The organism is Sorangium aterium, from assembly GCF_028368935.1.
In the GTDB taxonomy this organism is placed as follows: Bacteria; Myxococcota_A; Polyangia; order Polyangiales; family Polyangiaceae; genus Sorangium; species Sorangium atrum.
The window spans coordinates 354,097-380,228 of sequence record NZ_JAQNDK010000002.1 but is presented as its reverse complement, the minus strand read 5'-3'; the positions used below and the strand labels follow the sequence as shown (position 1 = coordinate 380,228).

At 70.6% G+C, this 26,132-nt stretch carries 22 protein-coding genes; 17 read left to right on the top strand and 5 right to left on the bottom strand.

The window, feature by feature from the left end; translation table 11 throughout:
• Nucleotides 1-7 precede the first annotated feature (7 nt).
• The 8 genes from POL72_RS16305 to pfkB all read left to right on the top strand — a co-directional run bounded on the left by POL72_RS16305 (nt 8) and on the right by pfkB (nt 8,268).
• The gene (locus POL72_RS16305; protein WP_272096272.1) at nt 8-142 is read left to right on the top strand and encodes a hypothetical protein; all 135 of its coding nucleotides are present in this window, start codon (nt 8-10) and stop codon (nt 140-142) included.
• A 218-nt stretch (nt 143-360) separates the two neighbouring features.
• Complete coding sequence (locus tag POL72_RS52255) at nt 361-750, top strand: hypothetical protein (protein WP_272096271.1); 390 nt, start codon at nt 361-363, stop codon at nt 748-750.
• Nucleotides 632-1,165 carry a hypothetical protein gene (locus POL72_RS52250; RefSeq protein WP_506377474.1) on the top strand — a complete coding sequence of 178 codons (534 nt, stop codon included), beginning with the start codon at nt 632-634 and terminating at the stop codon, nt 1,163-1,165. The genes POL72_RS52255 and POL72_RS52250 overlap by 119 nt, the downstream gene beginning before the upstream one ends.
• Nucleotides 1,162-2,565, top strand: a complete 1,404-nt coding sequence (locus tag POL72_RS52245; RefSeq protein WP_272096270.1) for a cbb3-type cytochrome c oxidase subunit I — start codon at nt 1,162-1,164, stop codon at nt 2,563-2,565. The genes POL72_RS52250 and POL72_RS52245 overlap by 4 nt, the downstream gene beginning before the upstream one ends.
• A 665-nt stretch (nt 2,566-3,230) precedes the next feature.
• Nucleotides 3,231-4,061 carry a metal-sensing transcriptional repressor gene (locus POL72_RS16290; RefSeq protein WP_272096269.1) on the top strand — a complete coding sequence of 277 codons (831 nt, stop codon included), beginning with the start codon at nt 3,231-3,233 and terminating at the stop codon, nt 4,059-4,061.
• The gene (locus POL72_RS16285) at nt 4,061-4,531 is read left to right on the top strand and encodes a lysylphosphatidylglycerol synthase transmembrane domain-containing protein (protein ID WP_272096268.1); all 471 of its coding nucleotides are present in this window, start codon (nt 4,061-4,063) and stop codon (nt 4,529-4,531) included. Before POL72_RS16290 ends, POL72_RS16285 begins: the two co-directional genes overlap by 1 nt.
• A complete protein-coding gene (gene mgtA, locus POL72_RS16280) occupies nt 4,528-7,026 on the top strand; it encodes a magnesium-translocating P-type ATPase (RefSeq protein WP_272096267.1) in 2,499 nt (832 codons plus the stop codon). The genes POL72_RS16285 and mgtA overlap by 4 nt, the downstream gene beginning before the upstream one ends.
• Before the next feature lie 312 nt (nt 7,027-7,338).
• Nucleotides 7,339-8,268: a 1-phosphofructokinase gene (gene pfkB, locus POL72_RS16275; protein WP_272096266.1), complete on the top strand. Its 930-nt coding sequence runs from the start codon at nt 7,339-7,341 to the stop codon at nt 8,266-8,268.
• Between the two features lie 42 nt (nt 8,269-8,310).
• Here pfkB and POL72_RS16270 read toward each other — a convergent pair whose 3' ends face one another.
• Together POL72_RS16270 and POL72_RS16265 are read right to left on the bottom strand one after the other, a co-directional pair.
• Nucleotides 8,311-8,448: a hypothetical protein gene (locus tag POL72_RS16270; RefSeq protein WP_276596788.1), complete on the bottom strand. Its 138-nt coding sequence runs from the start codon at nt 8,446-8,448 to the stop codon at nt 8,311-8,313.
• A 258-nt stretch (nt 8,449-8,706) separates the two neighbouring features.
• Nucleotides 8,707-9,144, bottom strand: a complete 438-nt coding sequence (locus POL72_RS16265) for a hypothetical protein (RefSeq protein ID WP_272096265.1) — start codon at nt 9,142-9,144, stop codon at nt 8,707-8,709.
• Nucleotides 9,145-9,435: 291 nt separating this feature from the next.
• On the opposite strand from POL72_RS16265, the gene POL72_RS16260 reads away from it, so the two are divergent.
• The 6 genes from POL72_RS16260 (at nt 9,436) to POL72_RS16235 (ending at nt 15,603) form a co-directional block, all read left to right on the top strand.
• Nucleotides 9,436-10,137, top strand: a complete 702-nt coding sequence (locus POL72_RS16260) for a DNRLRE domain-containing protein (protein ID WP_272096264.1) — start codon at nt 9,436-9,438, stop codon at nt 10,135-10,137.
• Nucleotides 10,134-11,549: an ABC transporter ATP-binding protein gene (locus POL72_RS16255; RefSeq protein ID WP_272096263.1), complete on the top strand. Its 1,416-nt coding sequence runs from the start codon at nt 10,134-10,136 to the stop codon at nt 11,547-11,549. The genes POL72_RS16260 and POL72_RS16255 overlap by 4 nt, the downstream gene beginning before the upstream one ends.
• A complete protein-coding gene (locus tag POL72_RS16250) occupies nt 11,546-12,640 on the top strand; it encodes an ABC transporter ATP-binding protein (protein ID WP_272096261.1) in 1,095 nt (364 codons plus the stop codon). The genes POL72_RS16255 and POL72_RS16250 overlap by 4 nt, the downstream gene beginning before the upstream one ends.
• 285 nt (nt 12,641-12,925) lie before the next feature.
• Nucleotides 12,926-13,687, top strand: coding sequence for a hypothetical protein (locus POL72_RS16245; RefSeq protein WP_272096260.1), 762 nt, complete (start codon nt 12,926-12,928; stop codon nt 13,685-13,687).
• Between the two features lie 190 nt (nt 13,688-13,877).
• Nucleotides 13,878-14,504, top strand: a complete 627-nt coding sequence (locus tag POL72_RS16240) for a hypothetical protein (RefSeq protein ID WP_272096258.1) — start codon at nt 13,878-13,880, stop codon at nt 14,502-14,504.
• A 100-nt stretch (nt 14,505-14,604) separates the two neighbouring features.
• Nucleotides 14,605-15,603 (top strand): NADPH:quinone oxidoreductase family protein, encoded by a 999-nt coding sequence (locus POL72_RS16235; protein WP_272096256.1) that lies wholly within the window; start codon nt 14,605-14,607, stop codon nt 15,601-15,603.
• 114 nt (nt 15,604-15,717) lie between these two features.
• Here the strand turns inward: POL72_RS16235 and POL72_RS16230 are convergent, their stop codons facing one another.
• Nucleotides 15,718-17,931 (bottom strand): glycoside hydrolase family 3 protein, encoded by a 2,214-nt coding sequence (locus POL72_RS16230; protein WP_272096255.1) that lies wholly within the window; start codon nt 17,929-17,931, stop codon nt 15,718-15,720.
• A gap of 1,023 nt (nt 17,932-18,954) precedes the next feature.
• Between POL72_RS16230 and POL72_RS16225 the strand changes: the two genes are divergently transcribed.
• The gene (locus POL72_RS16225; protein WP_272096254.1) at nt 18,955-20,232 is read left to right on the top strand and encodes a hypothetical protein; all 1,278 of its coding nucleotides are present in this window, start codon (nt 18,955-18,957) and stop codon (nt 20,230-20,232) included.
• 33 nt (nt 20,233-20,265) lie between these two features.
• On the opposite strand, the gene POL72_RS16220 is transcribed toward POL72_RS16225, so the two are convergent.
• Nucleotides 20,266-22,191: a fructose-bisphosphatase class III gene (locus POL72_RS16220; RefSeq protein ID WP_272096253.1), complete on the bottom strand. Its 1,926-nt coding sequence runs from the start codon at nt 22,189-22,191 to the stop codon at nt 20,266-20,268.
• A 263-nt stretch (nt 22,192-22,454) separates the two neighbouring features.
• On the opposite strand from POL72_RS16220, the gene POL72_RS16215 reads away from it, so the two are divergent.
• Together POL72_RS16215 and POL72_RS16210 are read left to right on the top strand one after the other, a co-directional pair.
• Entirely contained in the window at nt 22,455-22,808 is a 354-nt protein-coding gene (locus POL72_RS16215; RefSeq protein ID WP_272096252.1) for a response regulator, read from the top strand.
• Nucleotides 22,809-23,016: 208 nt separating this feature from the next.
• Nucleotides 23,017-23,379, top strand: coding sequence for a VOC family protein (locus POL72_RS16210; protein ID WP_272096251.1), 363 nt, complete (start codon nt 23,017-23,019; stop codon nt 23,377-23,379).
• 77 nt (nt 23,380-23,456) lie between these two features.
• Here POL72_RS16210 and POL72_RS16205 read toward each other — a convergent pair whose 3' ends face one another.
• Nucleotides 23,457-25,994: a serine/threonine protein kinase gene (locus POL72_RS16205; protein WP_272096250.1), complete on the bottom strand. Its 2,538-nt coding sequence runs from the start codon at nt 25,992-25,994 to the stop codon at nt 23,457-23,459.
• Nucleotides 25,995-26,132: the final 138 nt, after the last annotated feature.

The window sequence follows — 26,132 nt, the reverse complement described above, 5'->3', positions numbered from 1 at the left end:
AGGGAGCATGAAAAAGAAATGTTCGACGGACGACGTGGGCAAGACGTTTGTTCTACGACGCGACGCGCGCCGCTTCGGCCTGCGCCGCCGTTCCGGGCATCGCCCCAAAGGGAGCAGCGCGGCCTCGCGGCAGATGGTGTAGCGAGTGCGCGGCTTGCGCGCCGTCACTGCCTTGGCGATCACTTTGGCCGCGGCGTCAGCGGACAAGCTCGCCGGTAGCGGCCAGGAGGAATCCGCGGAAAGACCCCCCGCTTTCTCGTCCAAATCATCGTACCCGGCACGAACGCCGCGCAACGCAGCCTCCTCGGTCGTCATCTCGGAGAACGGGAGGGCTCTTCGCGGCTTGCTCCCGGCATTCCCATGGCGCGCTCATCCAAACGGCGAAACCTCCTCATCTCGCGCGGCTGGGTCCAGGCGACGGCCCTCGTCTTCCTGCTCGGGTTCTTCGTGCTCGGCCTGCTCGCCTACCGCACCTACGCGGCACAGCCACACATCCCCGCCCGGGTGGTCGACCCTGCCGGGCGCATTCTGTTCACGGGCGAAGACGTGCTCACGGGCCAGGAGCTGTTCCTGCGCAACGGGCTCATGGAATACGGATCCGTCTTCGGCCACGGCGCCTACCTCGGCCCGGATTTCACCGCCGATTACCTCCGCCGGGGCCGCCTCCCACGCCGCATCTCGCTACGGCGGCGCGGGCTCGGCGGAGGCGCTCGCGCGCACCGTCGGCGATTTTCGTCGAAACCGCTATGATCCCGCGACAGGGACGCTGGTCTTCACCGATGCCCAGGCAGAGGCCTTCGAGCTGCTGAAGGATCACTATCGCCGCTTCTTCGCCCAGCCCAGCGGCAAGCACGGCCTGCGCTCAGGCCTCTTCTCGGACGCGCGCGAGCTCTCGCAGCTCACCGCGTTCTTCGCCTGGACGGCCTGGACCGCCGCGGCGGAGCGACCCGGAGAGGCCTACTCGTACACCAACAACTGGCCTCCAGAGCCGCTCGTCCGGAACCAGCCCACGGGCGAAGTGGTGGTATGGAGCGTGCTCTCGCTCATCGCGCTCCTCGGCGGGATCGGCTTGCTCTTCGCGGTCTTCGGACGATGGCGCTTCCTCGGTTGGCACGGGCGGGAAGGGCACCGGCCAGCTTCCGCCAGCCGGGCGAGGTCGCCTTGACCCCGGCCCAGCGCGCGACGGCGTGGTTCTTCCTGGTCATGGCGCTGCTGTTCACCCTCCAGTCCGTCCTCGGAGGCGCCACGCAGCATTATCGCGCCGATCTGTCCAGCTTCTTCGGCATCAACCTGGCCGGTGCCTTCCCCTTCAACCTGGTGCGCACCTGGCACCTGCAGCTCGCCATCTTCTGGGTCGCGGTCTCCTATCTCGGCGCGGGCATCTTCATCGCGCCCATGATCAGCGGGCGCGAGCCGAGAGGCCAGAAGTGGCTCGCCTATGGTCTGCTCGGGGCGCTCGTCATCGTCGTCGCGGGCAGCCTCCTCGGCGAGCTCCTCGCCATCCACGGCGCCTCGGACAGCATCTGGTTCGCGCTCCAAGGGTTCGAGTACCTCGATCTGGGCCGCTTCTGGCAGGTGCTCCTGACGCTCGGCCTGTTCTCCTGGGTGGCGCTGCTCTTCCGCGTGCTCCGGGGTCGGCTCGCCGTCGAGCACCGGGGCAACATGCCCTGGCTCTTCTTCTTCGCCGCGCTGGCCATCCCGGCCTTCTACGCCGTGGGCCTCCTCGCGCACCCGCGCGCAAACTTCACGAGCACCGACTTCTGGCACTTCTGGGTGGTGCACCTCTGGGTGGAGGACTTCCTCGAGCTGTTCACCACGCTCATGGTGGCCTATCTCTTCGTCCTGCTGGGGGTGGTGGCCGAGGCGATCGCGCTGCGGCTCATCTACCTGGAGGTCATCCTCTATTCGGCGGGCGGGGTGATCGGCACCATGCACCATCTGTACTTCTCCGGCACGCCCGTGGAGCACATGGCGCTCGGCGCCTTCTTCTCGGCCGCGGAGGTGATCCCGTTGACCTTCCTCACGGTGGAGGCGTGGACCTTCCTCCGCCTGGGGATCGTGCAAGGCGAACAGTCGACGAAGCCCTTCCCGCATCGCTGGGCGATCATGTTCCTGATGGCCGTGGGGTTCTGGAACTTCCTGGGGGCCGGGATCTTCGGGTTCCTGATCAACCTGCCGATCGTGTCCTATTACGAGATCGGCACCGCGCTGACGGCCAACCACGGGCACGCCTCGATGATGGGCGTCTATGGCATGCTGGCCGCCGGGCTCGCGCTCTTCGCGCTGCGCTACCTGATGCCCGCCGCGCGGATCGCCGCCGGGATCCAGGCGTTCGGAGGATCCAGGGCCGAGCCCGCGCCCGGGTGGCCGCACGACGACGCGCGCCGGTTTCACCTCGGCCTTTCGCTCGTGGTCCTGCTCGTGGGCGATTGCATCGTCGGGGCGGTCGCGCTGCGGAACCACGGCCTCGCTGAGTTCGGGATCCTCGGCCTCGCCGCCGCGCTCGTGACGAGGGCGCTCGCCAGGGGCCTGGCCGCGTTCGCCCGAGGCGGTCGTCGCGCCTAGAGCGGCTATTCCAGGCGCGGTAGAGCGTCGTGCTGGAGTTCTCGACCTCTCGACCGCCGAACCCATCGATGCGATGGCGGAGCCGCCACGAGACGACACGAGAAACAGCGTCCAATGGGCCCGGATCGGCACGCCTCGAACATAGAACAACGTCGGCGAGCCGCGCTCAACCATGAGCCTACCTCTACTGCGGGAAGTCGGCCGGGGAAGCGAACCGCCAAGCCGCCAAGGGCGCCAAGAAAACCGGGGAATAGGGGGGATGCCCGGACGGCCCCCTTCCCCTTCTCCCCTTGGCGTCCTTGGCGGCTTGGCGGTTTTTCTTCTGATCCGGGGCAACTTCCCGCAGTAGAGCTACGCTACGCACCGTATGTGCCAGTGCCAAGGTTCCCGGTCCGCCGCCGAGAACGTGGCGCTCGTGAAGTGGCTTCGTCTCGGTGGCGTCGGGCGCGCCACGAGGGGACGTTCAAAGCCGTTGGGCACCGGCGGCACGTTCTGCTCATCGGCCGGTTGACACGCAAGATCTGCGCTGACCCGCCGCCGTCCGGCGGCGACCAAGGTCGAGCCTGGTCGGGTTTCGACCACTTCAGGCCTGCACGGCATGCCAATTGCGCGAATCATGCATACCCCAGGGCGGAGGGGGGCATGCTGCCCGGAGATGTACGGCCATGATGAACCCGGGGACCAAGCAGAGCACTCGCGCACGGCTCAGGCGGATCGCCGGTCACCTCGAAGGGATCGAGCGCATGGTTGAGGCAGATCGCCACGCTGTGGACCCGTTGCACCAGCTTCCTGCCGTGCAGGCGGCGCAGGGGAAGGTAAGTTTCGCGCTGGAAAGGCGAAAGGTTCCCCGAAGACGTGACGCGGTTGCCCCAGAACGAAGCGGCCAGCGCCACGGCACACGAGAGGCCATCATGACCTCGCGCGTGGATGGTGACGGGCACGACGAGGCGTTGGGTGGTGCCGATCCCTTTCCGGAGACGGAAGAGCACCGCACCGCACATCGTGCGCTCCGATGGTTCTCCTGGATCTTCGGCCTCGCCATGCTCGCTGCGGTCATCATCGTCGCGCTCCACTTCCCGGAGGAGCGAGAGCTCGCGCGCATCACTGAAAGGGCACAGCCGTGGTGGCTCGCGATCGCCATCGTCCTTCAAAGCGGCACCTATCTCGCGCAGGGCGAGACCTGGCGGGTCGTCACGCGTGCTGCGAAGGTCTCGGTGCCTCTCTCCGCGGCCTTCAAGCTCAGCCTCGCCAAGCTCTTCATCGACCAGGCTCTCCCCTCGGCCGGAATCAGCGGAACGGTGGTTGTTGCCAAGCTGCTCGAGCAGCGCGGGGTTTCGCGCGCCGTGGTCATGGCGGCGGTCGTCGTCGACACCGTCTCGTACTACGCCGCCTATGTTCCGGCCCTCGCAATCGCGGTGCTCATCACAATCGTGGGAGGTCACGCGAGCCCGCTCATCATTGCGGCCGCCCTCTTCTTCGTGTGTTCAGCGCGGTGATGACGGCGGCCGCCCTCGTGCTGTCGGGTCGGAGCAGCGTCGGTCCCAAATGGCTCAAGCGCCTTCCCCTCCTCAAACACGCGTTGGCGCTCCTTGGCCAAGCGGACCCGAAGCTCGCGCGCAGCGTGCCTCTGATCGTCAAGAGCGGATTGTTCCAGCTCGCGATCGTCTTGCTCGACACCGCCACGGTCTGGGTGCTCATCCGCGCGCTCGGCGAGACGGCGTCTCCCACCGGGGTGTTCGTCAGCTTCATGGTCTCCACGCTCCTTCGGACGATCAGCATCGTCCCCGGAGGTCTGGGCGCCTTCGAAGCGGCGTCGGTCTTGACGTTAAAGGTCGCGGGGGTGCCGCTCGCCGTGGCGCTGGCGGCGACGCTGCTGTTCCGAGGGCTCAGCTTCTGGCTTCCGATGGTACCCGGCCTCGTCTTCTCGCGCGGGGCTTCTCGCGCGGGGGCACGAACGGCAACATGATTGCCGACGCGCCCAGCTGCGCGAACGCGGCCACGGGCTTGTCAGAGGCCGAAGCCTCGGAGCGGCTGGCCCTCCACGGGCCAAACGTCTTGGAGGCACGGCAAAGGCGCGCGCTCGTCCTTCAGCTTCTCGCTCGATTCAAGAACCCGCTGGTCATTCTCTTGCTCGCGGCGAGCACGATGGAGGCAGCGACGGGGGACTTTGTCAGCGCATCGATCATCATGGTCATGGTGGCGCTCAGCGTCACCATGGACTTCGTCCAGGAGCACCGAGCCGGGCGCGCCGCCGACAAGTTGCGCAAGGCAGCCAGCGTCCGCGCGTCGGTCGTCCGCGACGGGAAAATTCGTGAGGTGCCGGCAGAGGAGGTCGTCTCAGGCGACGTGGTGCTCCTTTCCGCCGGCGACCTGGTGCCCGCAGATGGGACTCTTCTCGAAGCCCGGGACCTCTTCCTCAACCAGGCGCTCCTGACCGGCGAGCCCTATCCTGTCGAGAAGCGCCCCGGCCCGAGCGGAGATCCCGGGGAGGTGGCAGCGGCCACCGGAACGGTATTCATGGGCACGTCGGTCGTGAGCGGCAGCGGAAGGGCTGTCGTCACCCAGACCGGCTCACGCACCTCCATCGGCCAGATCGGCCTTGCGCTCACGCGACGGACGCTCCCCACTGCGTTCGAGAGCGGCACGAAGAACTTCGGTCTGCTCATTCTGCGGCTCGCGATGCTGATGGTCCTTTTCGTCATCTTCGTGAACCTCATTCGCGATCGACCCTGGCTGGAGACGTTCCTCTTCGCCATCGCGCTCGCCGTCGGCCTGACCCCCGAGCTCCTCCCCATGGTCGTCTCCGTGACGCTGGCCCGAGGTGCGATGCGCATGTCGAGTAGGAAGGTGTTGGTCAAGCGGCTGGCGGCCATCCACGATCTCGGGAGCATGGACGTCCTTTGCACAGACAAGACGGGCACCCTCACGGAAGCGCGAATCAAGCTCGACCAGCATCTCGACGCGCAGGGCCGAGAGAGCGCGCGCGTGCTCGAGCTCGCATACCTCAACAGCCAGTTCGAGACCGGCCTGCGGAGCCCGATGGATGAGGCGATCCTCCGCCACGAAGAGGTCGACGTCCGGGCATGGGAGAAGATCGACGAGGTGCCATTTGACTTTGAGCGGAGGCGGGTCTCCGTATTGGTCGGAAGGAGCCACACGCGTCTCCTCGTCATCAAGGGGGCATTCGAGGACATTCTCGAGCTGTCGACGCAGTATGAGGCGAACGGCCCCACGGAGCTTCGGCCGATAGATGACGCCACTCGACGCGCGCTGGTCGAGCGGTTCGAGGCGCTCGGCCGCGAAGGGTACCGGGTGCTCGGAATCGCATGGAAGGCCGAGGCCCCCGAGTGCCAGCACATCGTCATCCGCGACGAGATGAATCTGGTGTTCGCCGGGTTCGCGGTGTTCGAGGACCCTCCGAAGGAGAGTGCCGGTGCAACCATGCGCGGGCTCGCCGAGGTGGGAGTGTCCGTGGTCATCGTAACGGGGGACAACGAGCTCGTCGCCCAGCACGTCTGCCGGCACGTCGGCGTTCCCATTCGAGGAGTGCTCACGGGAATCGAGCTTCAGAGTCTCGACGAGCAAGCGCTGGAGGCGCGCGTCGAAACCACCAACCTGTTCTGCCGGCTCAATCCCGCGCAGAAGGACCGGGTCATCCTTGCCTTCAAGAAGCGAGGCCACGTGGTCGGCTATCTCGGGGACGGCATCAACGACGCCCCCTCGCTCCATTCGGCCGATGTCGGGATCTCCGTGGACGGCGCGGTGGACGTAGCGAAGGATGCCGCTGATCTCATCCTGCTCGATCGCGATCTGGCCGTCGTCAAGGAAGGCGTGCTTGAGGGACGCCGGACGCTCGGCAACATCATCAAGTACATCCTGATGGGAACGAGCTCGAACTTCGGAAACATGTTCAGCATGGCCGGCGCGTCCGTCTTTCTGCCTTTCCTACCGATGCTCCCGATGCAGATCCTAGTGAACAACTTCCTGTACGACGTGTCCGAGGTCCCAATCCCCACGGACAAGGTGGATGATGCGTTCGTGGCTCGTCCTCACCGATGGGGCATGGCCTTCATTCGCAAATTCATGATGGTGATCGGGCCCGTCAGCTCGGTGTTCGACTTCGCAACTTTTTTTCTGCTGCTCCGCCTCTTCCCCCGCAACGAGCGGCTCTTTCACACGGGGTGGTTCGTCGAGTCGCTTGCGACCCAGGTGCTCGTCATCTTCATCATTCGCACACAGGGCAATCCGTTGCGAACGCGCCCCAGTCGCCCGCTTCTGCTCACGTCGCTGGCGGTGGTTGCGCTCGCCGTGCTTCTGCCCTTCACGACCATCGGCGCGAAGATTGGCTTCGAGCCACTGCCGATGGCGTTCTTTGCCATCTTGGTCCCGCTCGTGGTGACCTATCTCGCTACGGTCGAGTTGGTAAAACGGTGGTTCTACCGGCACCACGTCCTGGCGTAGGCAGGTGGAGAGAGGCGGATGGATAACCGCGAGAATGAAGGGACCCCCGCGCACGAAGAGGGAGGGACGCGCAGCGTCGAGCGAGGAGCTCCCGCGTCAGAAGGGGACGCCGCCGTCGTCGGGCTGGTTGAGCACCCGGTTGACGGCCGAGGGTAGGAGCGGGTGCGGGCGCCTTCGCCGGGGACGCCGAGCCTCCGGAGCACAGCTCGACGATCCTCGCCCGCCCGCGTCGACTTCGCGGCACGAGGTTTGCACCGGAACTCGTCCGACGACGAGCGTCACCGGAGACCACGGGGGAAGGAGCTGGGTGGCATGATCCTCACGCTGACGCCGAATCCAGCCGTCGATCAAACGGACTGGCTCGATCGCGTAGAGCTCGGCGCCGTCAACCGAACACGCGAGACGCATTTCGACCCGGCAGGCAAGGGCATCAACGCCTCGCGCATGGCGCACCGGCTCGGGTGGCCCACCATCGCCTTCGGCTTCCTGGCCGGAGAGACCGGCGCCATCATCGAGCGGGCGCTGCGCGCGGAAGGCGTCCAATACCACTTCGTGCAGGTCCCGGGGCTCACACGCGTGAACATGACCATCATCGACGATGCCGGTGTGGTCACCAGCTTCCATGGGCCCGGAGCCCGGGTGAGCGCGGCGGACGTCGCCACGCTCGACAGCATGGTCCGCTTCTGGCTTCGCGGCGTGCGCGTGCTCGTCCTCGCCGGCAGCCTGCCGCCCGGGATGTCACCCGACACCTATGCCGGCTTCATCGCCAGAAGCCATGAGCAGGGTGTCAAGGTGATCCTCGATGCGGACGGCGAGCCCCTGCGTCTCGGCGTGGCCGCGCATCCCGACGTCATCAAGCCGAACGTGCAGGAGGCGGAACAGCTCCTCGGACGCAGGCTCCCCGACTTGGCGACGGTGATCGGAGCCGCGCGCGAGCTGTCGCTCCGGGGTATCGCCGCCGTGGTGATCTCGATGGGCGCGGAGGGGGCTGTCTGTGCGTCCGGTGAGCGGGCGTGGCGCGTGCGCTCGCCGCGGGTCCAGGCGCGCAGCACGGTGGGCTCGGGCGACTCCATGGTCGCGGGGATCGCCGTTGCGCTCGCACGGGGCGAGGACCTCGTCGATGGGCTGCGCCGCGGTGCTGCAGCGGGAGCTGCAACGGCCGCGACCGCGGGGACCGCGCTCGGGGCGGCCGAGGACGTCGAGGCGCTGCTCCCCCAGGTTTCCGTCGAGGCGATAGGATGACATCGAGCGAGGGGAAAGGCGACGCAGAAGGCAATCGTCCCTTCAACCCTCGGGAGCGCGCCGCGCCCGGATGCGGGCGGGCCGCTGCGCCGTCAAGCGCTCATAGCTGCGCTGGATGAGGTGAGCCTCGATCTGGTTCACCGTGTCGAGCGCCACGCCCACGACGATCATCAGCGACATGCCTCCAAAGCGGAGTCTCCCCGCCCGACCGATTTCGGTCCTCGCGGCCGAGCTCTAGCTCTACTGCGGGAAGTCGGGCTGCGAAGCGAACCGCCATGACGCCAAGGGCGCCAAGAAACCAGGGGAGTAGGAGGGGAAAATGCCGGGGCGGCTCTTCCCTTGTCCTCTTGGCGGCCTTGGCGCCATGGCGGTTTTTCTGCCGATCCGGGGCAACTTCCCGCAGTAGTGCTAGGCGCCCCGAGCGCCGCCTTCCGCCGCTCAGCGCGGCGTGCTGCTCGCCGCCGGCACCGCCGTCCGCTGGCCCGAGCCCGAGCGCGCGCCGCCCTTGATGCGCGCCTCCGTCACGACCTCGTCCCACTGCGCATCGTAACCGTCGAAGTGGACGCGGTAGGAGCCGAGGGCGACGACGCTGGTGATGATGGCGGGCTTGTACGAGCCCTTCCACTCGACCTCGATGCGGTCGCCGACCTTCCGCGCGGCGCCCTCGCCCGAGGCGCGCTGCTCCTCTTCCCGCAGGCGCCGGGCGCTCCCCTCGTGAAGGCATTGCTCGCGGTGGCAGGCGAGGCCTGAGGCGCAGTCGTCGTCCGCGCGGCACGGAGACCCGAGCGGCGCCTTCTTTCCACAGGCGGCGAGCGCCCCAGGCACGGCGGCCACGATCAACAGCGCTCTCAGGAAGGTAATGGCTCGAACGCGCACGACACGGCATCCCAGCAGAGCGGCCGCGGCCCGACAACAGGGATCGCAACGCGCTTCACCGGCAACGCTTCTCGACTCGCGCGCGTTCCCAGCGCCCTCGCCAACCACGCCGTTCGGACGGCGGCCCGCGCGCGCCCGCCGCCGCCCACCGCCCCTCCCGGGCGCGCCGCCGCCCTCCACGCCCGAGCACCCCCGCTTCCGATGCGCCGCCCCCTGCGCGCCGCGCCCGCCACCACGCCCACCACGACCCGCCTCCGCCACCGGGGCGCCCTACCAGGGCCGCCCTCTGCTATGGTCGCCCCCGCTGTGCGTCTGCTCGCCGCCCTCGCGCCCGTGGCCCTGCTCGTCGCGGCGCCGCCGCTCCTGGGCTGCGGCGGCGGCCCCGCGAAGGACGCGGGCGTGTGCGCAGGCGCGGGCGTCTGCGGCGCCGGCTACTGCGTCGCCGGGCGCTGCCGGCCGGCGAGCGCCCTCCCAGCGCCCCTCGACGCGCGCCGCGTGCTGCTCCCGCCCGCGGACCTCGCCGTCCTCGTCGAGGACGACGCCGCGGCCACGCCGGGCGTCCCCGACGCCGTCGCGCTCGGGCGCGCCGGGGCCGGCGATGTCGTCCTGCTGCTCCGGTTCTCGCCGACCTTCGGCGTCGGCGCCGACATCGCGAGCGCCTTCGTCGTGCTGGAGCCGGCCCCGATGGCGCCCCCCGCCGAGCGCGCGCTCACCCTGGAGGTCGCGCGCATCCTCGAGCCGTGGCGCTCCGAGACGGCGACGTGGGGCCGGCAGCCGCGCCTGTCGATCCCGGAAGCCGCCGCCATCGCGCGGCCCCGACCGGCGACGCCGCTGCGGATCGACGTCACCTCGCTCGTGCGCGACTGGGCCAGGCGGCGCAAGGACGACCACGGCATCGCCATCCTCGCGCCGGGGAGCGACGCCGTCGGGGCCGCCTACTCGATGGGCATCTCCCAGGGCGTCGGCCCCCGCCTCGAGGTGTACGTACGGTGAGCAACGGCCAGGACGACGAGGACGACGACCTTGGCGCGCGGAACTCGCTCCCGCTTCCCCTGATCCGCCACGACCTCGGCGAGAGGAGGCCGGCCGTGCCGAGCGCGCCCTCTCTGCCCAGCGCTCCGACCACGCCCGACGCCCCGAGCGGGGGAGCTCTTCCCGCGCCCACCACGCCGCCCGCAGGCACTCTCCCCGCGCCCACCACGCCAAACGCGGGCGCTCTCCCCGCGCCCAGCGCCTCCGCCCTCCCACGCGGCGCCCTCGCGCGCGGCCTGCTCGACGACGACGAGCCCGCAGTCACCCAGCGCTCAACGGCGAGCGGGCGCCGGTCCGTGCTCCCCCGCACCGCGCCGCCCGTCTCGCCCGAGGAGGCCCCGCCGCCCACGCTGCTCCGGGTGAGCGACCTGCGCGTGTCGTTCGCCGCCGACGGCCGCGTCACGCGCGCCCTCGACCGCGTCTCGTTCACGGTGCCGCGCGGGCGCACCGTGGCGCTCGTCGGCGAGTCGGGCTGCGGCAAGACCGTGACCGCGCTCAGCATCCTGCGGCTCCTGCCCGCGCCCTACGCGACCATCGACGGCGGCTCGATCGAGCTCGACGGCCAGGACCTCCTCGCGCTGAGCGAGCGCGAGATGCGCGCCGTGCGCGGCGGGAAGATCGGCATGATCTTCCAGGAGCCGATGACCTCGCTGAACCCCGTGTACACGGTCAGCGCCCAGATCGCCGAGGCCATCCGGCTGCACCGGCCCATGTCCCGCGGCGACGCCCGGCTCTACGCCGTGAACCTCCTGCGCAAGGTCGGCTTCCCGGAGCCCGAGGTCCGCGCGAACAGCTACCCGCACGAGCTGTCCGGCGGGATGCGCCAGCGCGTCATGATCGCCATGGCCCTCGCGCCGGAGCCCTCGCTGCTCATCGCCGACGAGCCCACCACCGCGCTCGACACGACGACGCAGGCGCAGATCCTCGACCTCCTCGAGCGGCTCAAGGCAGAGACGTCGATGAGCCTCCTGCTCATCGCGCACGACCTCGCCGTCGTCGGCGAGCTCGCGGACGAGATCGTCGTCCTCTACGCCGGCGTCGTCGTCGAGCAAGGGCCGGCGCGCGACGTGCTCGCAGCGCCCTCGCACCCGTACACGCGCGCGCTCCTCAGGAGCATCCCGGCGCGCGGGCTCCGCCCGCACCGCGTGCGCGGCGAGCGCTCGCTCCGCCTGCCGACCATCCCGGGCGCGCTGCCCGATCTGCGCGATCCGCCGCGCGGCTGCCGCTTCCAGGACCGCTGCGACGCCGTGTTCGACCGCTGCCGCGCCGAGGCGCCGGACCTGTACGCCGTCCCGCCCGGCGCCGGGCACCACGCGGCGCGCTGCTTCCTCCTCACGGGCCCGGGGCGCGCGGGGAACGAGGGCGCCTCGTGACGCGCGACAGCGGCTCCCCGCCCCCCACCCAGCGCGACGAGCCCGGCGCCGCCGCGGCGCACCCGCAACCTGCAGCCGCGGCGCACCCGGAAGGCACGGAGAGCGCGCCGGGCGAGCGGCCGCTCGTCCAGGCGGAGGGGCTCTCGAAGTTCTACCCGGTGCAGCGCGGCGCCTTCGCGAAGCCGTCGTTCGGGCAGGCCGTCGTCGAGGCGACCTTCCACGTCCACCGCGGCGAGACGCTCGGCCTCGTCGGCGAGTCGGGCTCCGGCAAGAGCACCCTCGGGCGCCTCGTGCTCCGGCTCACCGAGCCAACGGTCGGCCGCGTCCTCTTCGACGGCCACGACCTGAGCGCCCTGTCGAGCCGCGCGCTGAGGGCCATGCGCCGGCGGATGCAGATCGTCTTCCAGGACCCCTACGGCTCGCTCAACCCGCGCATGACGCTGCGCGAGATCGTCGGCGAGGGCATCGTCATCCACCGCCTCGCGAGGAGCCGCGACGAGGAGACCGCGATGGTCGAGGGCGCGCTCCAGAAGGTCGGCCTGCGGCCGGACATGATGGAGCGCTTCCCCCACGAGCTCTCCGGCGGCCAGCGGCAGCGCGTCGCGATCGCCCGCGCCCTCGCCGTGCGCCCGGACTTCATCGTCTGCGACGAGCCCGTGAGCGCGCTCGACCTCTCGGTGCAGGCCCAGATCGTCAACCTGCTGGAGGAGCTCCAGGACGAGCTGTCGCTCGGCCTGCTGTTCATCTCGCACGACCTCCGGGTCGTCGAGCACGTGAGCCACCGCGTCGCGGTGATGTACCTCGGCCGCATCGTGGAGATCGGCCCCACGCAGGGCGTCGCCGGCCGGCGGCACCACCCGTACACGCGCGCGCTGTTCGATGCGACGCCGTCGATCGAGCGGGGGAGCAAGGCGCGCCGCCTGCTGCCGGGCGCGCCCGGGAGCGCGATCAACCCGCCCGACGGCTGCGTGTTCCACCCTCGCTGCCGGAAGGCCGAAGAGGGCAAGTGCGATGTCGAGATCCCGCCGCTCGAGGAGCTCGTCCCCGGCAGCGGCCACCGCGTGGCGTGCTGGTACCCCGAGATCGAGTGAGGGCACCGCGCCGGCGCGTCGTGGGATGTGCCGGGCCGGCCGCTGGTTCGTGCGTTGAGATGTCGCCGGGATGCCCCGGAATAGCTGGTTCGCCGGGAATGGCGCCCTGCGAGCGCAGCAGCTCACAGCCCACCACGGCCCAAACTGGCACAATCGAAGATCCCGGGTGCCGCGAACCAGAGGCGCTCCTGCGGGAAGCTGCGCTTGCCGCGCGAGGCATCCCTTTTGCTGCACGCCCCGCGCCGCCGCGCGCGAGGTTCGGTGGCGGCGCCACGAGGTGATGCGATGACGAGCGACGTGCTTCGCGTGCTGGCGGCAGCCCTGCTGTCCAGTGCGTGCCTGATGGGATGCAAGGACAGCGTGAATGACGGCGTTGGTGCCAGCGGCGGCAACGGCGGCAGCGGCGCCAGCAGCAGCAGCAGCGGCGGCGAGGACGGCACTGGCGGAAGCGGCGGCCACAACAGCGGTGGCGGCGGCAACGACGACAGCGGCGAGGACGGCACCGGCGGCTGCGGCGAGGGCAGCGGCGGCGGCTGCATCGACCCGTCGGACGGGCCGTGCGCGGTGCGTGACGTCGAGGGCACGATCCCCGGCGTGAAGATCTCGATCGAGTCGAGCCGCTGCAACTACCGCCAGGGAGAGCCGGCCGAGTTCATCTACACGGTCACGACCGACTCGAGCGTCCCCCCGATCGACGTCGCGGCCTCCACCGGCTGCGGGCGCTGCGTCGAACCGACGAGCGATCCCCTCTCGCTCGTCTCCTACAAGATCAGCGGCCTCTCGTGGGGTGCGGATCCGCAGCCGCAGCTCTACTGCCTGTGCGACGTGGGCTGCTGCGCTCCCGACGAGGCGGTGACCGTGCAGGTCGACGCGACCACGGCGACGCAGACGATCCGCTGGTCGGGGCGGCAGTGGACCGGGCCGTCCGACACGAGCAATCCGGAGGGCGACCCTTTCGCGCCGGGGAGCTACGAAGTCGAGGTGACGTTCGATGGCAAGGAGCAGGGCGTCGTGACGGCAAAGCTGGGGATCGAGATCTATCCCTGAAGCACGGCTGAGGCGAAGCTGGCCGCGGCCCAGGCTGGCACAGTCGACGCCCCGGGGTGGGCCGAGCCACGGCCTGTCCCGCCGGAGCCCGCACGCGCTTCGTGGAGCATCTCCCTTGCTGCCGATCGCGCGCCGCCGCAGACAGGCGGCGTGGCGCGAAGGAGGGAGAGGTGAGGGAATGGCGAACGACATGATTCGAGCTCTGGCGATAGCCTTGCTGTCCGCTGCGTGCGCGGCCGGATGCGGCGGCAGCAAGGAGGGCGGCGGAAGCGGCGACGACGGCAAGAGCAGCAGCAGCGGCGGCGACCGCGGGCTGCCGCCGGGGGCGGAGCCGTGCGCGGTGCGCGACGTCCAGGGCACGATCCCGGGCGTGACGATATCGATCGAGTCCAGCCGCTGCGTCTACTGGAGGGGCGAGCCAGCGGAGTTCATCTACACGATCACGACCGACGCGAGCGTCCCTCCGATCGAGATCGCGGCCTCCGACGGGTGCGGGCACTGCGTCGTGCCGAGCGCGGATCCGCGCTCGTTCGTCACGTACCAGATCACAGGGCTGTCGACGGCGGGAGATCCACAGCAGTACTGCCTCTGCGACACCGGGTGTTGCGCTCCCGACGACGCGGCGACCGTGCAGGTCGACGCGACGGCGGCGACGCACACGATCTCCTGGTCGGGGCGGCAGTGGAGCGGGCCGTCGGACACGGACAACCCGGAGGACGAGTTCTTCGCGCCGGGGACCTACGATGTCGAGGTGACGTTCGACGGGCAGGAGCAGGGCTCCGTGACGGCGAAGCTGCCGATCGAGATCGTCCGCTGATCGCGCGCGCCGGCGATCCCGCAGGGGATCCGCGGCGCGCGAGGCCGCGCCGCCGCGGCTTCCGCCGGGTCGCCCGGGCTTTCTGCTAAGGTCCGCGCGCATGCACGCCTGGCGCGGACACGCCTTCGGTCCCCCCGAGATCCTCGTCTGGGAAGAGGTGGACGACCCCCCGCTCGCCGAGGGGGAGGTCCGGATCGAGGTGGCCGCCGCGGCGATCAACTTCCCCGACGTGCTCTTCACGGCGGGCGCGCACCAGGTCAAGCCGACTCCGCCGTTCATCCCCGGCTTCGAGGTCGCCGGCGTCGTCGTCGAGAGCCGCGAGCCATCCCTCCCGCCGGGCGCCCGCGTGGCCGCGACGCTCCCCGGCTCGGGGGGGTACGCGACGCGCGCGATCGCCGGGCCGCGCACCACCTACGCGCTCCCGGATGCGATGCCGTTCGAGGACGCCGCGGCGATGACCATCACCTACCAGACAGGCTATTTCGCGCTCCACCGACGCGCCGGCGTCCAGCCCGGCGACACGGTCCTCGTGCACGCCGGCGCGGGCGGCGTCGGCAGCGCAGCGATCCAGCTCGCCAAGGCGGCCGGCGCGACGGTCATCGCGACCGCCGGCGGCGAGGAGAAGACGGCGGTCTGCCGCGCGCTCGGGGCGGACGTCGCGATCGACTACCGGCGCGAGGACTTCGTCGCCATCGTGAAGGAGCGGACCTCGGGCCGGGGGGCCGATATCGTCTTCGACCCCGTCGGCGGCGACGTCTTCGATCAATCGACGAAATGCGTCGCGTTCGAGGGCCGCATCGTGGTGATCGGCTTCGCCTGCGGCCGCATCCCCGCGGCGCGCGCGAACCACCTGCTCGTGAAGAACTATTCGGTCGTCGGCCTCTACTGGGGCACCTACAGCCGCACCCGGCCCGATCTCACGCGGAGGGCGCAAGACGAGCTCTACGCGCTCTACGGCCAGGGCGCGATCAAGCCGCTCGTCTCCGCCGCGATGCCGATGGCGGACGCGAAGGCGGCCATGACGGCGGTCGCGTCCCGCGCGACCACGGGCAAGGTGGTGCTCACGACCGCGCGAGGCGGCGGCGCGCTGACGCGCTGACGCGTTGAGCGCGGAGACCCGGCCCGCTGTGCAGCGGGCTGGGTCCCTCGGCCTATCTCACGAATGCCGCCGCTGCAGAGAGCGGGGAGAGCGGCAGCGGCGCGGAGGGTGGGATCAGTTGCAGCCGCCGGCGGTGGACGCCTCGGGGAGCGCCGCAAGCGTATCCTGGTCCGCCGTCGTCAGGCCGAAGCCGTACGGGAACAGCGCGCCGTCTTCCCCGCGGTTGATGCGCTGGCAATCGGTCGCAGGCCAGGAGTACGACAGCTTGCCCTGGAACGGCTGCTTGCCGAACAGCACGTCGGCCACGCCGCCGCCCTCGGAGCCCGGGAGCCACGCGGCCACGAAGGCGTCCGAGCGGTTCAGCTCCTTGTTGACGTAGAGCGGACGGCCCGACAGAAAGACCGTCACGATCGGCAGATCCGGCTTGGCCGTGCGGATCGCCTGGAGGACCTGCAGATCCTCGGGGTGGTAGACCGCGTGCTCCAGCGTCTTCGCGTGCGGGTTGTCGTCCGTCGCGAGCTGGATGTCCCCGTACATCTCGGCATAAGGCGTCTCGCCGATCACCACGATCGCCGCGTCGAAGGTCCCCGAGCTGGCGGCGGAGCCGTTGGCGCTCAGCGTCGCCTGGCCGCCGCCTGCCGACACCAGATCCTGGATCCCCTTGAGGATCGACGTCGCGCCGGGGAAGTCGGCGTTCGTGAGGTCGGTGCCCTGCCACGTCCGCGACCAGCCGCCGGACTGGTTCGGGATGCTGTCCGCGGACTTGCCCGCGACGAGCACCTTGGCCGACGCGGCGAGGGGAAGCACCTTGCCGGCGTTCTTCAGGAGGACGAGCGACTTGCTGACCGCCTCGCGCGCGAGGGCGCGGTGCGCCGCTTGCCCGAGCACCGACTGATCGCCCGCGAACATCCGCTTCGACGGCGCCTGCTTGGTCTTCTTCGGGCCGAGGAGCCCCGCCCGCATCTTGACCCGCAAGATCCTCGTCACGGCGTCGTCGACGCGCGCCATCGAGATCTGGCCCCCCTTCACCTGACTGAGGGTGTTCTCGTAGAACATCTTCCAGTCGTCCGGGACCATGATCATGTCCACACCGGCGTTGATCGAGGCGGCGCACGAAGCGTTCGTGCAGCCCGACACCTGCCCATGACCGTTCCAGTCGCCGATGACGAAGCCGTCGAAGTGGAACCTGTCCTTCAGCACCCCGGTGAGCAGATCGCCCTTCCCGTGCATCTTCGTGCCGCGGACGCTGTTGTACGACGCCATGACGGTCTGCGCGCCCGCCGGGATGGCAGACAGGTAGCCCTGAGCGTGGATCGTGCACAGCTCGGTGTCGGAGGCGAGGTTGTTCCCCTGGTCATCGCCCTTGTCCGTGCCGCCGTCACCGATGAAGTGTTTGGCCGTCGCGATGACGTGCATCGCGCCGAGGAGATCAGGGCTGTTCGCGGCGCCCTGGATGCCTTGCACGATCCGACCCCCGTAGGCGTTCACGATCTCGGGATCCTCGGAGTAGCCCTCGTACGTGCGGCCCCAGCGGTCGTCGCGCACCGTCGCGAGCGTCGGCGCGAAGGTCCAGTCGAGCCCGGTCGCGAGGACCTCCTTGGCCGTCGCGGCGCCGATGCGCTCGAGCAGCTCGGGGTCGTGGGCCGCGCCGAGGCCGATGTTGTGCGGGAAGAGCGTGGCGCCGCGGACATTGTTGTTCCCGTGCACCGCGTCGATGCCCCAGATGATCGGGATGGCCACGCGGCCACCGCTGGTGTCCACCGAGGCGTTGTAGAAGTCGTCGGCGAGCTTCACCCAGTCCGCCGCCGTCGCGTTCTTGTTCTTCCCCGGCCACGAGCCGCCGCCGTTCAGCACGGAGCCGATGTTGTACTGCTTCACCTCGGCCGGCGTGATCTTCTGGATCTCGGCCTGCACCATCTGGCCGACCTTCTCCTCCACCTTCATCTTGCCGAGCAGCTCGGTGATGGCCGCCTCGATCTCCGGATCCTGCGCGATCGCGCTCCGCACCTCGGGCCAGCCATTGTCGCAAGGCAAGAGGCCGCCGCTGTCCCCGGCGCCGCTGCCGCCGCCGCCGGTGCTGTCGCTGCCGCCGGTGCCGCCGCCTCCGGTCCCGGAGCCGCTGGCGGAGGAGCCAGCGCCAGCGCCGGAGCCGCTGCCGGAGCCGCTTCCGGAGCCAGCGCCAGCGCCGGAGCCGCTGCCGGAGCCAGCGCCAGCGCCGGAGCTGGCTCCGGAGCCGGTCGCGTTGTCGGACGTGTCGTCACCGCAGGCGGCCGGCGCGAGAACGACAGCCGCCGCCAAGATCCATGTTGCATACCGTGTGAGGCGCATGGGTGCTCCCCTCTCTTGTCTATGAGATGAAGGATGGGCTCTGAGGTGAACCGTGCCGGGCAGCAGAGCCCTGTCGAGCCGTTCGCCCGAGCGAGGCCGAAAGCCGATCGAGGGCGTGAGCATGGGAAGAAATGATCTCCAAGCGATGGGTGTAAGAAATATAAGACAGAGAGCGAACGTTCTAATCCATGACTCCACCGGCACGCAAGCCCCCCTCATGCCGCGAACGAGGGTTCGGTCACGTGGTCGCGTGGTCGCGCTTGCGCGATCGTCGCCGCCGCGACGAGGCGATGAGGCCGAGCCAGCCCTCTCTCGTGCCTCGTGGCGCACCGGATGACACGGTGCGTCCTGGGACGCCACCGGTTAACCATAGTTCGAGTCGGGCCGCAAGTTGCAAACCCGATGGCGCAGCGCGGTAATTTACCCGTGGCATAACGCGACAACCCGTGCACGAGCGAGGACGCGACGGGCTCATCGATGGATGCGGGCTCACCGGGGTCGAGCACATCCTCTCCGATCCGATGATCGAGAGACGGCGCGAGGGAGACAAGGAGGAGAGAGGATGGCGGCGCAACGACGAGCCATCCTCAACGGAGTTGACATCACCAGCGTTCCACGGGTGGTCGAGGAGTCGGCGCTCAACGCTCCATCATGAAGATGGCGGTGAACAGCTATCATGTGCCGTGGCACCTCGGGGATACGATGCAGCCGCGGCACCACGCCGCGCGCGCTCCGGATCGTCGAGCCCGTCCTCGCGCGGTCGTACACCTGCAATGAGGACTCCAGCCGGGCGCGGCGTGATCGGCGCGGTCCAACAGGGCCGGCGGACAGAGCCGTGGCCTCACTGGAGCGGGAGCCGACGGGCGAGCCGGGGCGTCGACCGCCGCGATTCAGCGGAAGCATATTCCGTCAAGGGAGCAATGATAAAATCTTGTCTTCTGTGCGGCAGCATTTACCCGCGATACTGCACGCGCCTATTCTCCGCGCATGGTCTCTATCCCGCGTACTTCCATTCGTCTCTTCATGACCACCGGGACGCTGCTCCTCGCGCTCACCGCGTGCGGTGACGACGAGGTCGGCTTTGGCACAGGCGGCGCAGGCGGTGAGGGCGGCGGCGGCACCTCCACCAGCACCGGCGTAGGAACTGGCGGCGGCAGCACCAGCGGCAGCGGCGGCGAGGGCGGCACCGGCGGCGCTCCTGGTACGGGTGGCGAGGGCGGCGCCGGCGGCGCTCCTGGCACGGGTGGCGAGGGCGGCGCCGGCGGCGCTGCCGGCGCGGGTGGCGAGGGCGGCGCCGGCGGCGCGGGTGGTGAGGGCGGCGAGCCTTCCACCGGCGCGAGCGGTGAGCCTTCCACCGCTGCCAGCACCAGCGTCGCGGCTAGCTCCAGCGGCTCGGGCGGCGAGTCCTCCACGGCTGCCACCTCCGGCGCCGCGGTTGGCGCGGGCGGCTCGGGCGGCGAGTCCTCCACCGCCGCCACCACCAGCGCCGCGGTTGGCTCCGGCGGCTCGGGCGGCGACTCCTCCACCGCCGCCACCACCAGCGTCGCTGTTGGCTCCGGCGGCTCGGGCGGCGACTCCTCCACCGCCGCCACCACCAGCGTCGCTGTTGGCTCCGGCGGCTCGGGCGGCGACTCCTCCACCGTCGCGGTCGGCGCAGGCGGTGCGGGCGGCGAGTCCTCCACCGTCGCAGTCGGCGCAGGCGGCGAGTCCTCCACCGCCGTCGCAGTCGGCGCAGGCGGCGCGGGCGGTGAGTCCTCCACCGTCGCGGTCGGCGCAGGCGGCGCAGGCGGCGAGTCCTCCACCGCCGTCGCAGTCGGCGCCGGCGGCGCGGGCGGCGAGTCCTCCACCGTCGCGGTCGGCGCAGGCGGCGCAGGCGGCGAGTCCTCCACCGCCGTCGCAGTCGGCGCCGGCGGTGCGGGCGGCACTGGCGGCGCGGGCGGCGCGGGCGGCGATGACGCCGAGCCCGTGCGATGGGCCGACGTGGAGCCGATCCTGCTGGCGAAGTGCTCGCCCTGCCACACCCGCACGGATCCCCCGCCGGCCAGCGGCTTCTCAATCACCTACGAGTCCGCGAAGCTTCCCTCGAACTCGGCCCAGTGCGCCGTGGGCCCGGGTGAACCCGCGCGGACGCAGGGGGCGTGCACCGTCATCCGCATCCACGACGTCGACAACGCCACCCGCATGCCGCGCAACCGCGGATGCACCGGCGACCCGGCGCTCGACGCCGCGAACGCTAACTGCCTGACGGCCGCAGAGCAGCAGACGCTCGTCGACTGGATCGCGGACGGTCAGCTGGAGTGACGAGGCCAGGCGCGGCCCCCGCCGCGCCTCACCTCACCTCGGCTGCTCCAGGAGCGCGCCGTCTCGATACGCCTCGATGAGCCGCTCCAGGATCTCGATCTCCCGCTCGATCTCCTCCCCCTTCTCGGTGTCTCCGACCCGGCGCTCGGCCTCGTAGACCTCCACGTCCGAGATCACGGGGATGATGTCCTCCCCCGCCTCGACGGCCTGCTCGACCGACGTGAAATGGTGGTGCTGCGCGAGCCGCGCCCCGCTCGCCTCGAGCACGAGCGTGTACCCCTTGTCGCCGTACGCCTCCGAGAACGCCCCGTCGATCGTCACCGCGCGGCGCGACGCCTTGATCGGCGACTCCCCCCGCTCGACCCTGACCGGCACGTGCCCGTTCACGATGAGCCCGCGCTCCTCGTCCACACCGAACTCACGGCACACCCGGCCGCAGAACGCGGCGTCGTGGATCAGGTGGAAATACGGGTTCTTCGTCTCCTTGTGCGTCCTCTCGTCGGCGACGAAATACGACTCGAACGTCGTCATCCGGTCCTTGCCGAACATGGGCGAGAGCGGCCCAGTCCAGAGGTACCAGAGCATGTCGACGTCCTCCTGCGCGCCCGCCCGGAAAGCCCGGCGCACCGTTCGCTCCAGCGCGTCGAACAGCGCCCTGCCGCGGCGAACCTCGCCGTCCACCACGAAAGGAAGGAGCTCGCCCTCGCCGTCCACCGGGACACAGCCGTGGAAGATGAGCGCCCGGTCGCGCCTGAGCCACGTCGTCCCCTGCTGCACCATCCAGCGCATCTGGCGCGACAGCGCCGGGCTCCTCAGGAAAGACTCCTTCAGAAGGGCGATGCACGCCGCCTCGTCCGGCGTCAGCGCGTACGGATCGCCGGGGTCGAGCGTCGGGAAGCGCGCGTCGAGCAGCGGAAACACGTCGCCGTCGATCGCGACCGTGCCCGCGCGCGGGTCGATGCGATGGAGCAGGCAGCGGTGCTCGAGCGCGTACTCGGGGCGGCGTCGGCAGAGCTGCCCCTCCAGCTTGAACTGGAGGACGGCCGCGGCCTTCTGCATCCGCGCCAGCAGGAGGGCGTCGCGCAGCCCCTCGCCCCGGACCGCGAAGCGCTCCGCCGGATCGTCGGCGTAGGCCGTGCGCGCGAGCCGATCGAGCGGCGCCACCGGGATGCCAAAGCCCTCTTCCAGCTGCGACAGGCGCCCGTACCGCAGCGAGAGCCGGACCACCGTGGCGATGAGCGCCTCCTGGCCGAGGCTCGCGCCCATCCAGCTCACGTCGTGGTTGCCCCACACGACCCGCACGCGCGGCTGGCGCATCAGGTACTCGATCACCTTGTCCAGCCGGGGACCGCGATCGCCGAGATCGCCGGCCACCACGAGCTCGAAGACCGTCAGGTTCCGGATGGCGCGCGCCGTGGCGCGCAGGATCTCTATCTCACGACCGTGCTGCACGAACGGCTCGATGAGCGCGTCGAGGTAGCCGCCCTCGCCGAGGGCGGCGCGCGCCGACACGAGCTCGCGGAGCAGGCCCCGCATGTCCTCCGGGAACGCCGCCTCCACCTGGCGGAGCGTGTAGCGCAGCGACAGCTGGCGGATGACCTCGATCTCGCGCGCGAGCGTCCAGAGCAGGAAGCCCCGCCGCTCCCCCTCGCTGCGGGACGCGACGCGGGCATAGCTCTCGCGAGGGTAGTAGACGACCGAGAGCAGCGCGCGCTTCTCGGCCGCCGTGAGCCGGTCGCCGAAGACCCGCTCGACGAGCGGCCGCAGGCTCCCCGAGGCGTTGTTGATGATGTGCTTCAGCTTCCTGTGCTCGCCGTGGACGTCGCTGACCACGTGCACCGTCCCCTTCGGGAGCGACAGGATCGCCCGCAGATGGCCGATCTCCGAGAGCGCGGCCTCGGTCGTCGGGTACCGGCCCGCGAGGGCCCGGAGGAGCGGCAGCTCCCGCGTGTCGAGCATGGCGCCACAGCATAGAGCAAGGCCGCGGCTCGACGCACGCACGCGCGCGCGACGTGTGCCGCGTGCCGCGCTGAAGCAGCCGGGCAAGCGCGCAAGGCGAGCACATGTGCCTGGCTCTGCCGCGTTTCTCCTTGCGGCCGCGCGGCGTCCTACTAGCAAATGCAATGGGAGCCCATGCAATTTCGGGGCTGCGAGGCCGCCCCTCTGCGCCGGACGGACTCGACGCCGGCCTCACATTCACCAGCGAACGCCCTCTTCACTACATGACCAAGTCTGTTCTGATCATCGATGACGACGTGGATCTGGCGACGACCCTGGCCGAGACGCTGCGCGACCTCGGTTATGAAGCGACGCCCTTCTTCAGCGGGCGAGAAGCGCTCGAGCGGCTCCTCGACGGCGAAAGGCCCGGAGTGATCCTGCTCGACCTGATGATGCCGAAGATGAACGGCTGGAAGGTGTGCGACGAGCTCTGCGCGGTCCCCGCGCTGGAGGAGATCCCCGTCGTCATCATGACCGCGGCGTCGAACATCAAGCAGCCGATGCCGACGCACGCGCGCAAGGTGCTCAGCAAGCCGTTCGAGCTCGAGGCCCTGCTCAGGACGATCGACACCGCCTGAGCGGCGCTCGATGACGGCCGGACGGCCGAGAGCGACGGCCGCCCCTGGGCTCCGCGACGGCGCGATGCCGCGGTGAAGGAGCGCGCGCGTGGAGTGGAGGCGCGCCGCGCATCGACCGCAAGATTCTCCAAGAGCGCCGGGGGCACCCCTCGCTAGCGTCTCCGGCGTGGAGGCGCCCTCTCGTGGGTCCTCCTCATGAGGAGGCAACATGTACGATCACATCGGACTGAAGGTGAAGGACATCGAGGCGAGCGTTCGCTTCTACGCCGCTGCGCTGGCGCCGCTCGGTCACGTGCTGTGCGCCCGCGACGAGGCTTATGCGAGCTTCGGTCCCGAGGGGGCCCCGGCCCTTTATCTGCAGGTGGACCACGGCCCCCGGGGCCCCGGCGCGCACATCGCCCTGCGCGCCGCGGATCATGCCGCGGTCGATCGGTTCTACCGGGAGGGGCTGGCGGCCGGCGGCCGCGACAACGGCAAGCCCGGCGTGCGCGCGGATTACGCCCCGACGTATTATGCGGCTTTCCTGCACGACCCCGACGGCAACAACCTGGAGGCGGTCTGTATGAAGTAGGGGCGCGCGGCCATTGCGCCATTGCCGCAGAGGGCTCCGGCCGCCGCACCGAGGCGGCCTGGGCGCCGGGCGCCGGGCTACCGCTTCTTCTTCGCCTTCGGCGGTGCGCTCGGCTTGATATCGATGCTCGTGGCCCCCTGGCAGGGCACCTGCGCCGTCACACCCGCGCTGAGCCACTCGGGGAACTTCGTCTTCCCGGGCCGGCCGACGCGCACGAAGAAGCGGCCGCAGCGCACGGCCAGCGCCTGGTTCACATCCCCCGCGTACTTGCCCGTCATGTAGACGCCCCCCGGCTGCGGAAACCCCACCGTGAGCAGGCCCTGATCCTTGGGCAGCGACGCGGGATTGCCCCCCTGCTTCGCCTGGCTCGCAGCCTCCTTGGCCGCCGCGTCCTTCGCCGCAGCGGCTTCCTTCGCAGCGGCCTCCTTCGCAGCGGCCTCCTTCGCAGCGGCCTCCTTCGCAGCGGCGGCTTCCTTCGCAGCGGCCTCCTTCACCGCAGCGGCTTCCTTCGCAGCGGCCTCCTTCGCAGCGGCGGCTTCCTTCGCAGCGGCCTCCTTCGCCGCAGCCTCCTTCGCCGCGGCGGCCTCCTTTGCTGAAAGCGTCTTCGCCGCCTGCGCCTTCCCTGCCGGAGCCTTCTTCGCGGGGGGCGACTCGCTCGCAGCGGACGCCGCCGCGGCTGTGGGCTCGACGAGCGCGGGCGCCAGCTCCACCGCGGCAGCGGCATCCGGCTCGGGGCGATCCCGTCGCGCCACGTAGATCCAGAGCCCCGCCACCACCGTCGCCGTGATCGCCGACACCGCGATCGTCCCGGCAGGCGACAGCGAACGCGGCGCTTGCCACGCCAGCGCAGGCAGCCGCGGGCGCCGCGACGACGCGCCCGCCGGGGGCGACGACTCCATCGGAGAGCCGCTGCGGCCCTCCGCGCTCGGCCTCGGGTACGGCACGCCCCCGGGCGGCGTCAGCCCCGATGAGCCGTCCACTGGCACCGTCACCCCGGGCGGCGTCAGGCCCGACACGCCCATCGGCACGGTCACGCCGGAGGGGGTCACCGGCGAGCCGGAAGGCGGCTTCGGCGGCGCTCCCAGGAACGCGGGCGCGAGATCCGCCGGGAGGGCCGGCGGCGGACCGAAGCGGATCGCCTCCGGGATCACCGAGGTGGTCGGCACGAAGCGGGCTGCCTCCGCGCCCGTGCCGGGCATCGTCGTGCCGTCCTCCTCGAAGAACACCGGATCGACCTCGGTCAACGTCGGCGGCCCGCCCCCCGGCGGCCCCTCGTCGGCCGCCGCCGCGTCGCGCTCCGCCGCGCGCTTCGACGCCTCGAACAGGCGGCCGAATGTCTCGCGATCCGGCAGCGCGGGCCTTCGTCCCTCGACGCCCTTCGCGCCCTCGCCCCGCACCTCGAGCGCCGACGACGCATGGCCCGCCGGCACCGGGATCGTGATCGGCTCGGGCGCCGGCGCGCCGAGCGTCGGCTTGCCTTCCTGCCGAGCCGACCCGCTCAGCGCCTCGGACGCCGCCGCCGAGGGAGGCGCGGTCTTCGCCTGCGCGCCGGGAGTCCGCAGCCTCGCGGCGCCGCCGTCCCTGGCCGCCTGATCCCTGGCAAAGAGATCCTTCGCGAGCCGCTTCGCCGCGTCCGCCGCGGGCCGCGCGGTCTGGCCGCCCTTGCCCTTGACCGGGATCGTCGGCCGCCTGTCCTCCTCGCGATCCGCGTCCTCGATCTCGATCGTCGCGTGCGCGGATTGCACGCGCGTCACGAGCTCGGCCTTCCCCTTCTCAGGGCGAGCGACCTTCGCGAGCGCCTGCTCGATCTCGTGAACGGTGATCTTCCGATCGTCCGGCGCGGGCGCGAGGGCCGTGTCGAGCAGCGCCACGATCGGGCGCGGGATCTCCGGCCGGATCGTGGCGATCGCCTGCGGGCGCGTGCCGTCCGCGGGCGGCCGCCGCCCCGTGAGCAACGACCAGAGCAGCAGCCCCACGCCATAGATATCGGCCTTCACCGTGACGCGCTCGGCGCGCGCCTGCTCGGGCGCCATGTAGCCCGGCGCGCCTTTCACAACGCCCGCGATCGTATCCGGCGTGCGCCCGAGGATCTTGCCGATGCCGAACCCCGTCAGGCGCACCTGCCCGTCCCACCCGATCACGATGTTCTCCGGGTGGAGGTTGCGATGGATGATCGGCGTGGGGCTGCCGTGCTCATCGACGGACCCGTGCGCGTGCGCGAGCGCCCCGGCGATGCAGTGGACCAGGTAGTAGACCGCCGCGTCGGCGAGCTTCTGCTGCCGCGCCGCGAGGTGCTGGTGCAGCCGATTGAGGTTCACGCCCTCGACGTGCTCGAGCACGAGCACGAGCCGGCCGGCGTGCTCGAAGAAGTCGAACATCCGCACGATCGCCGGGTGGTTCATCGTCGCGCAGATCGACGCCTCGCGGGCGAGCTCGTCGGCGAAGCGCGGATCGCCCTCGGCGGTATTCGGGACGAGCTTCAGCACGCAGACGCGGCGAAACCCGAGCGGGCCATCCAGTCGCCCGAGATAGACGCTGGTGGGCCCAGAACCGGACAGGTGCCGGAGAATCTTGTAGGCCCCAATCGTCTCGGGAGCGGGCTCCGTCGGAAACATCCGGGGCCGATCATACCCAAGCGGGGCGAAGCCCCCAAGCCAACGACCAAGACCGATCACTTCGCGGCGCCAGGAGGCGTCCCCGGGCGCCTCGGTACGAGCCCATGCTCCACGCGCCCTGTACGGCGCGTCGCTCTC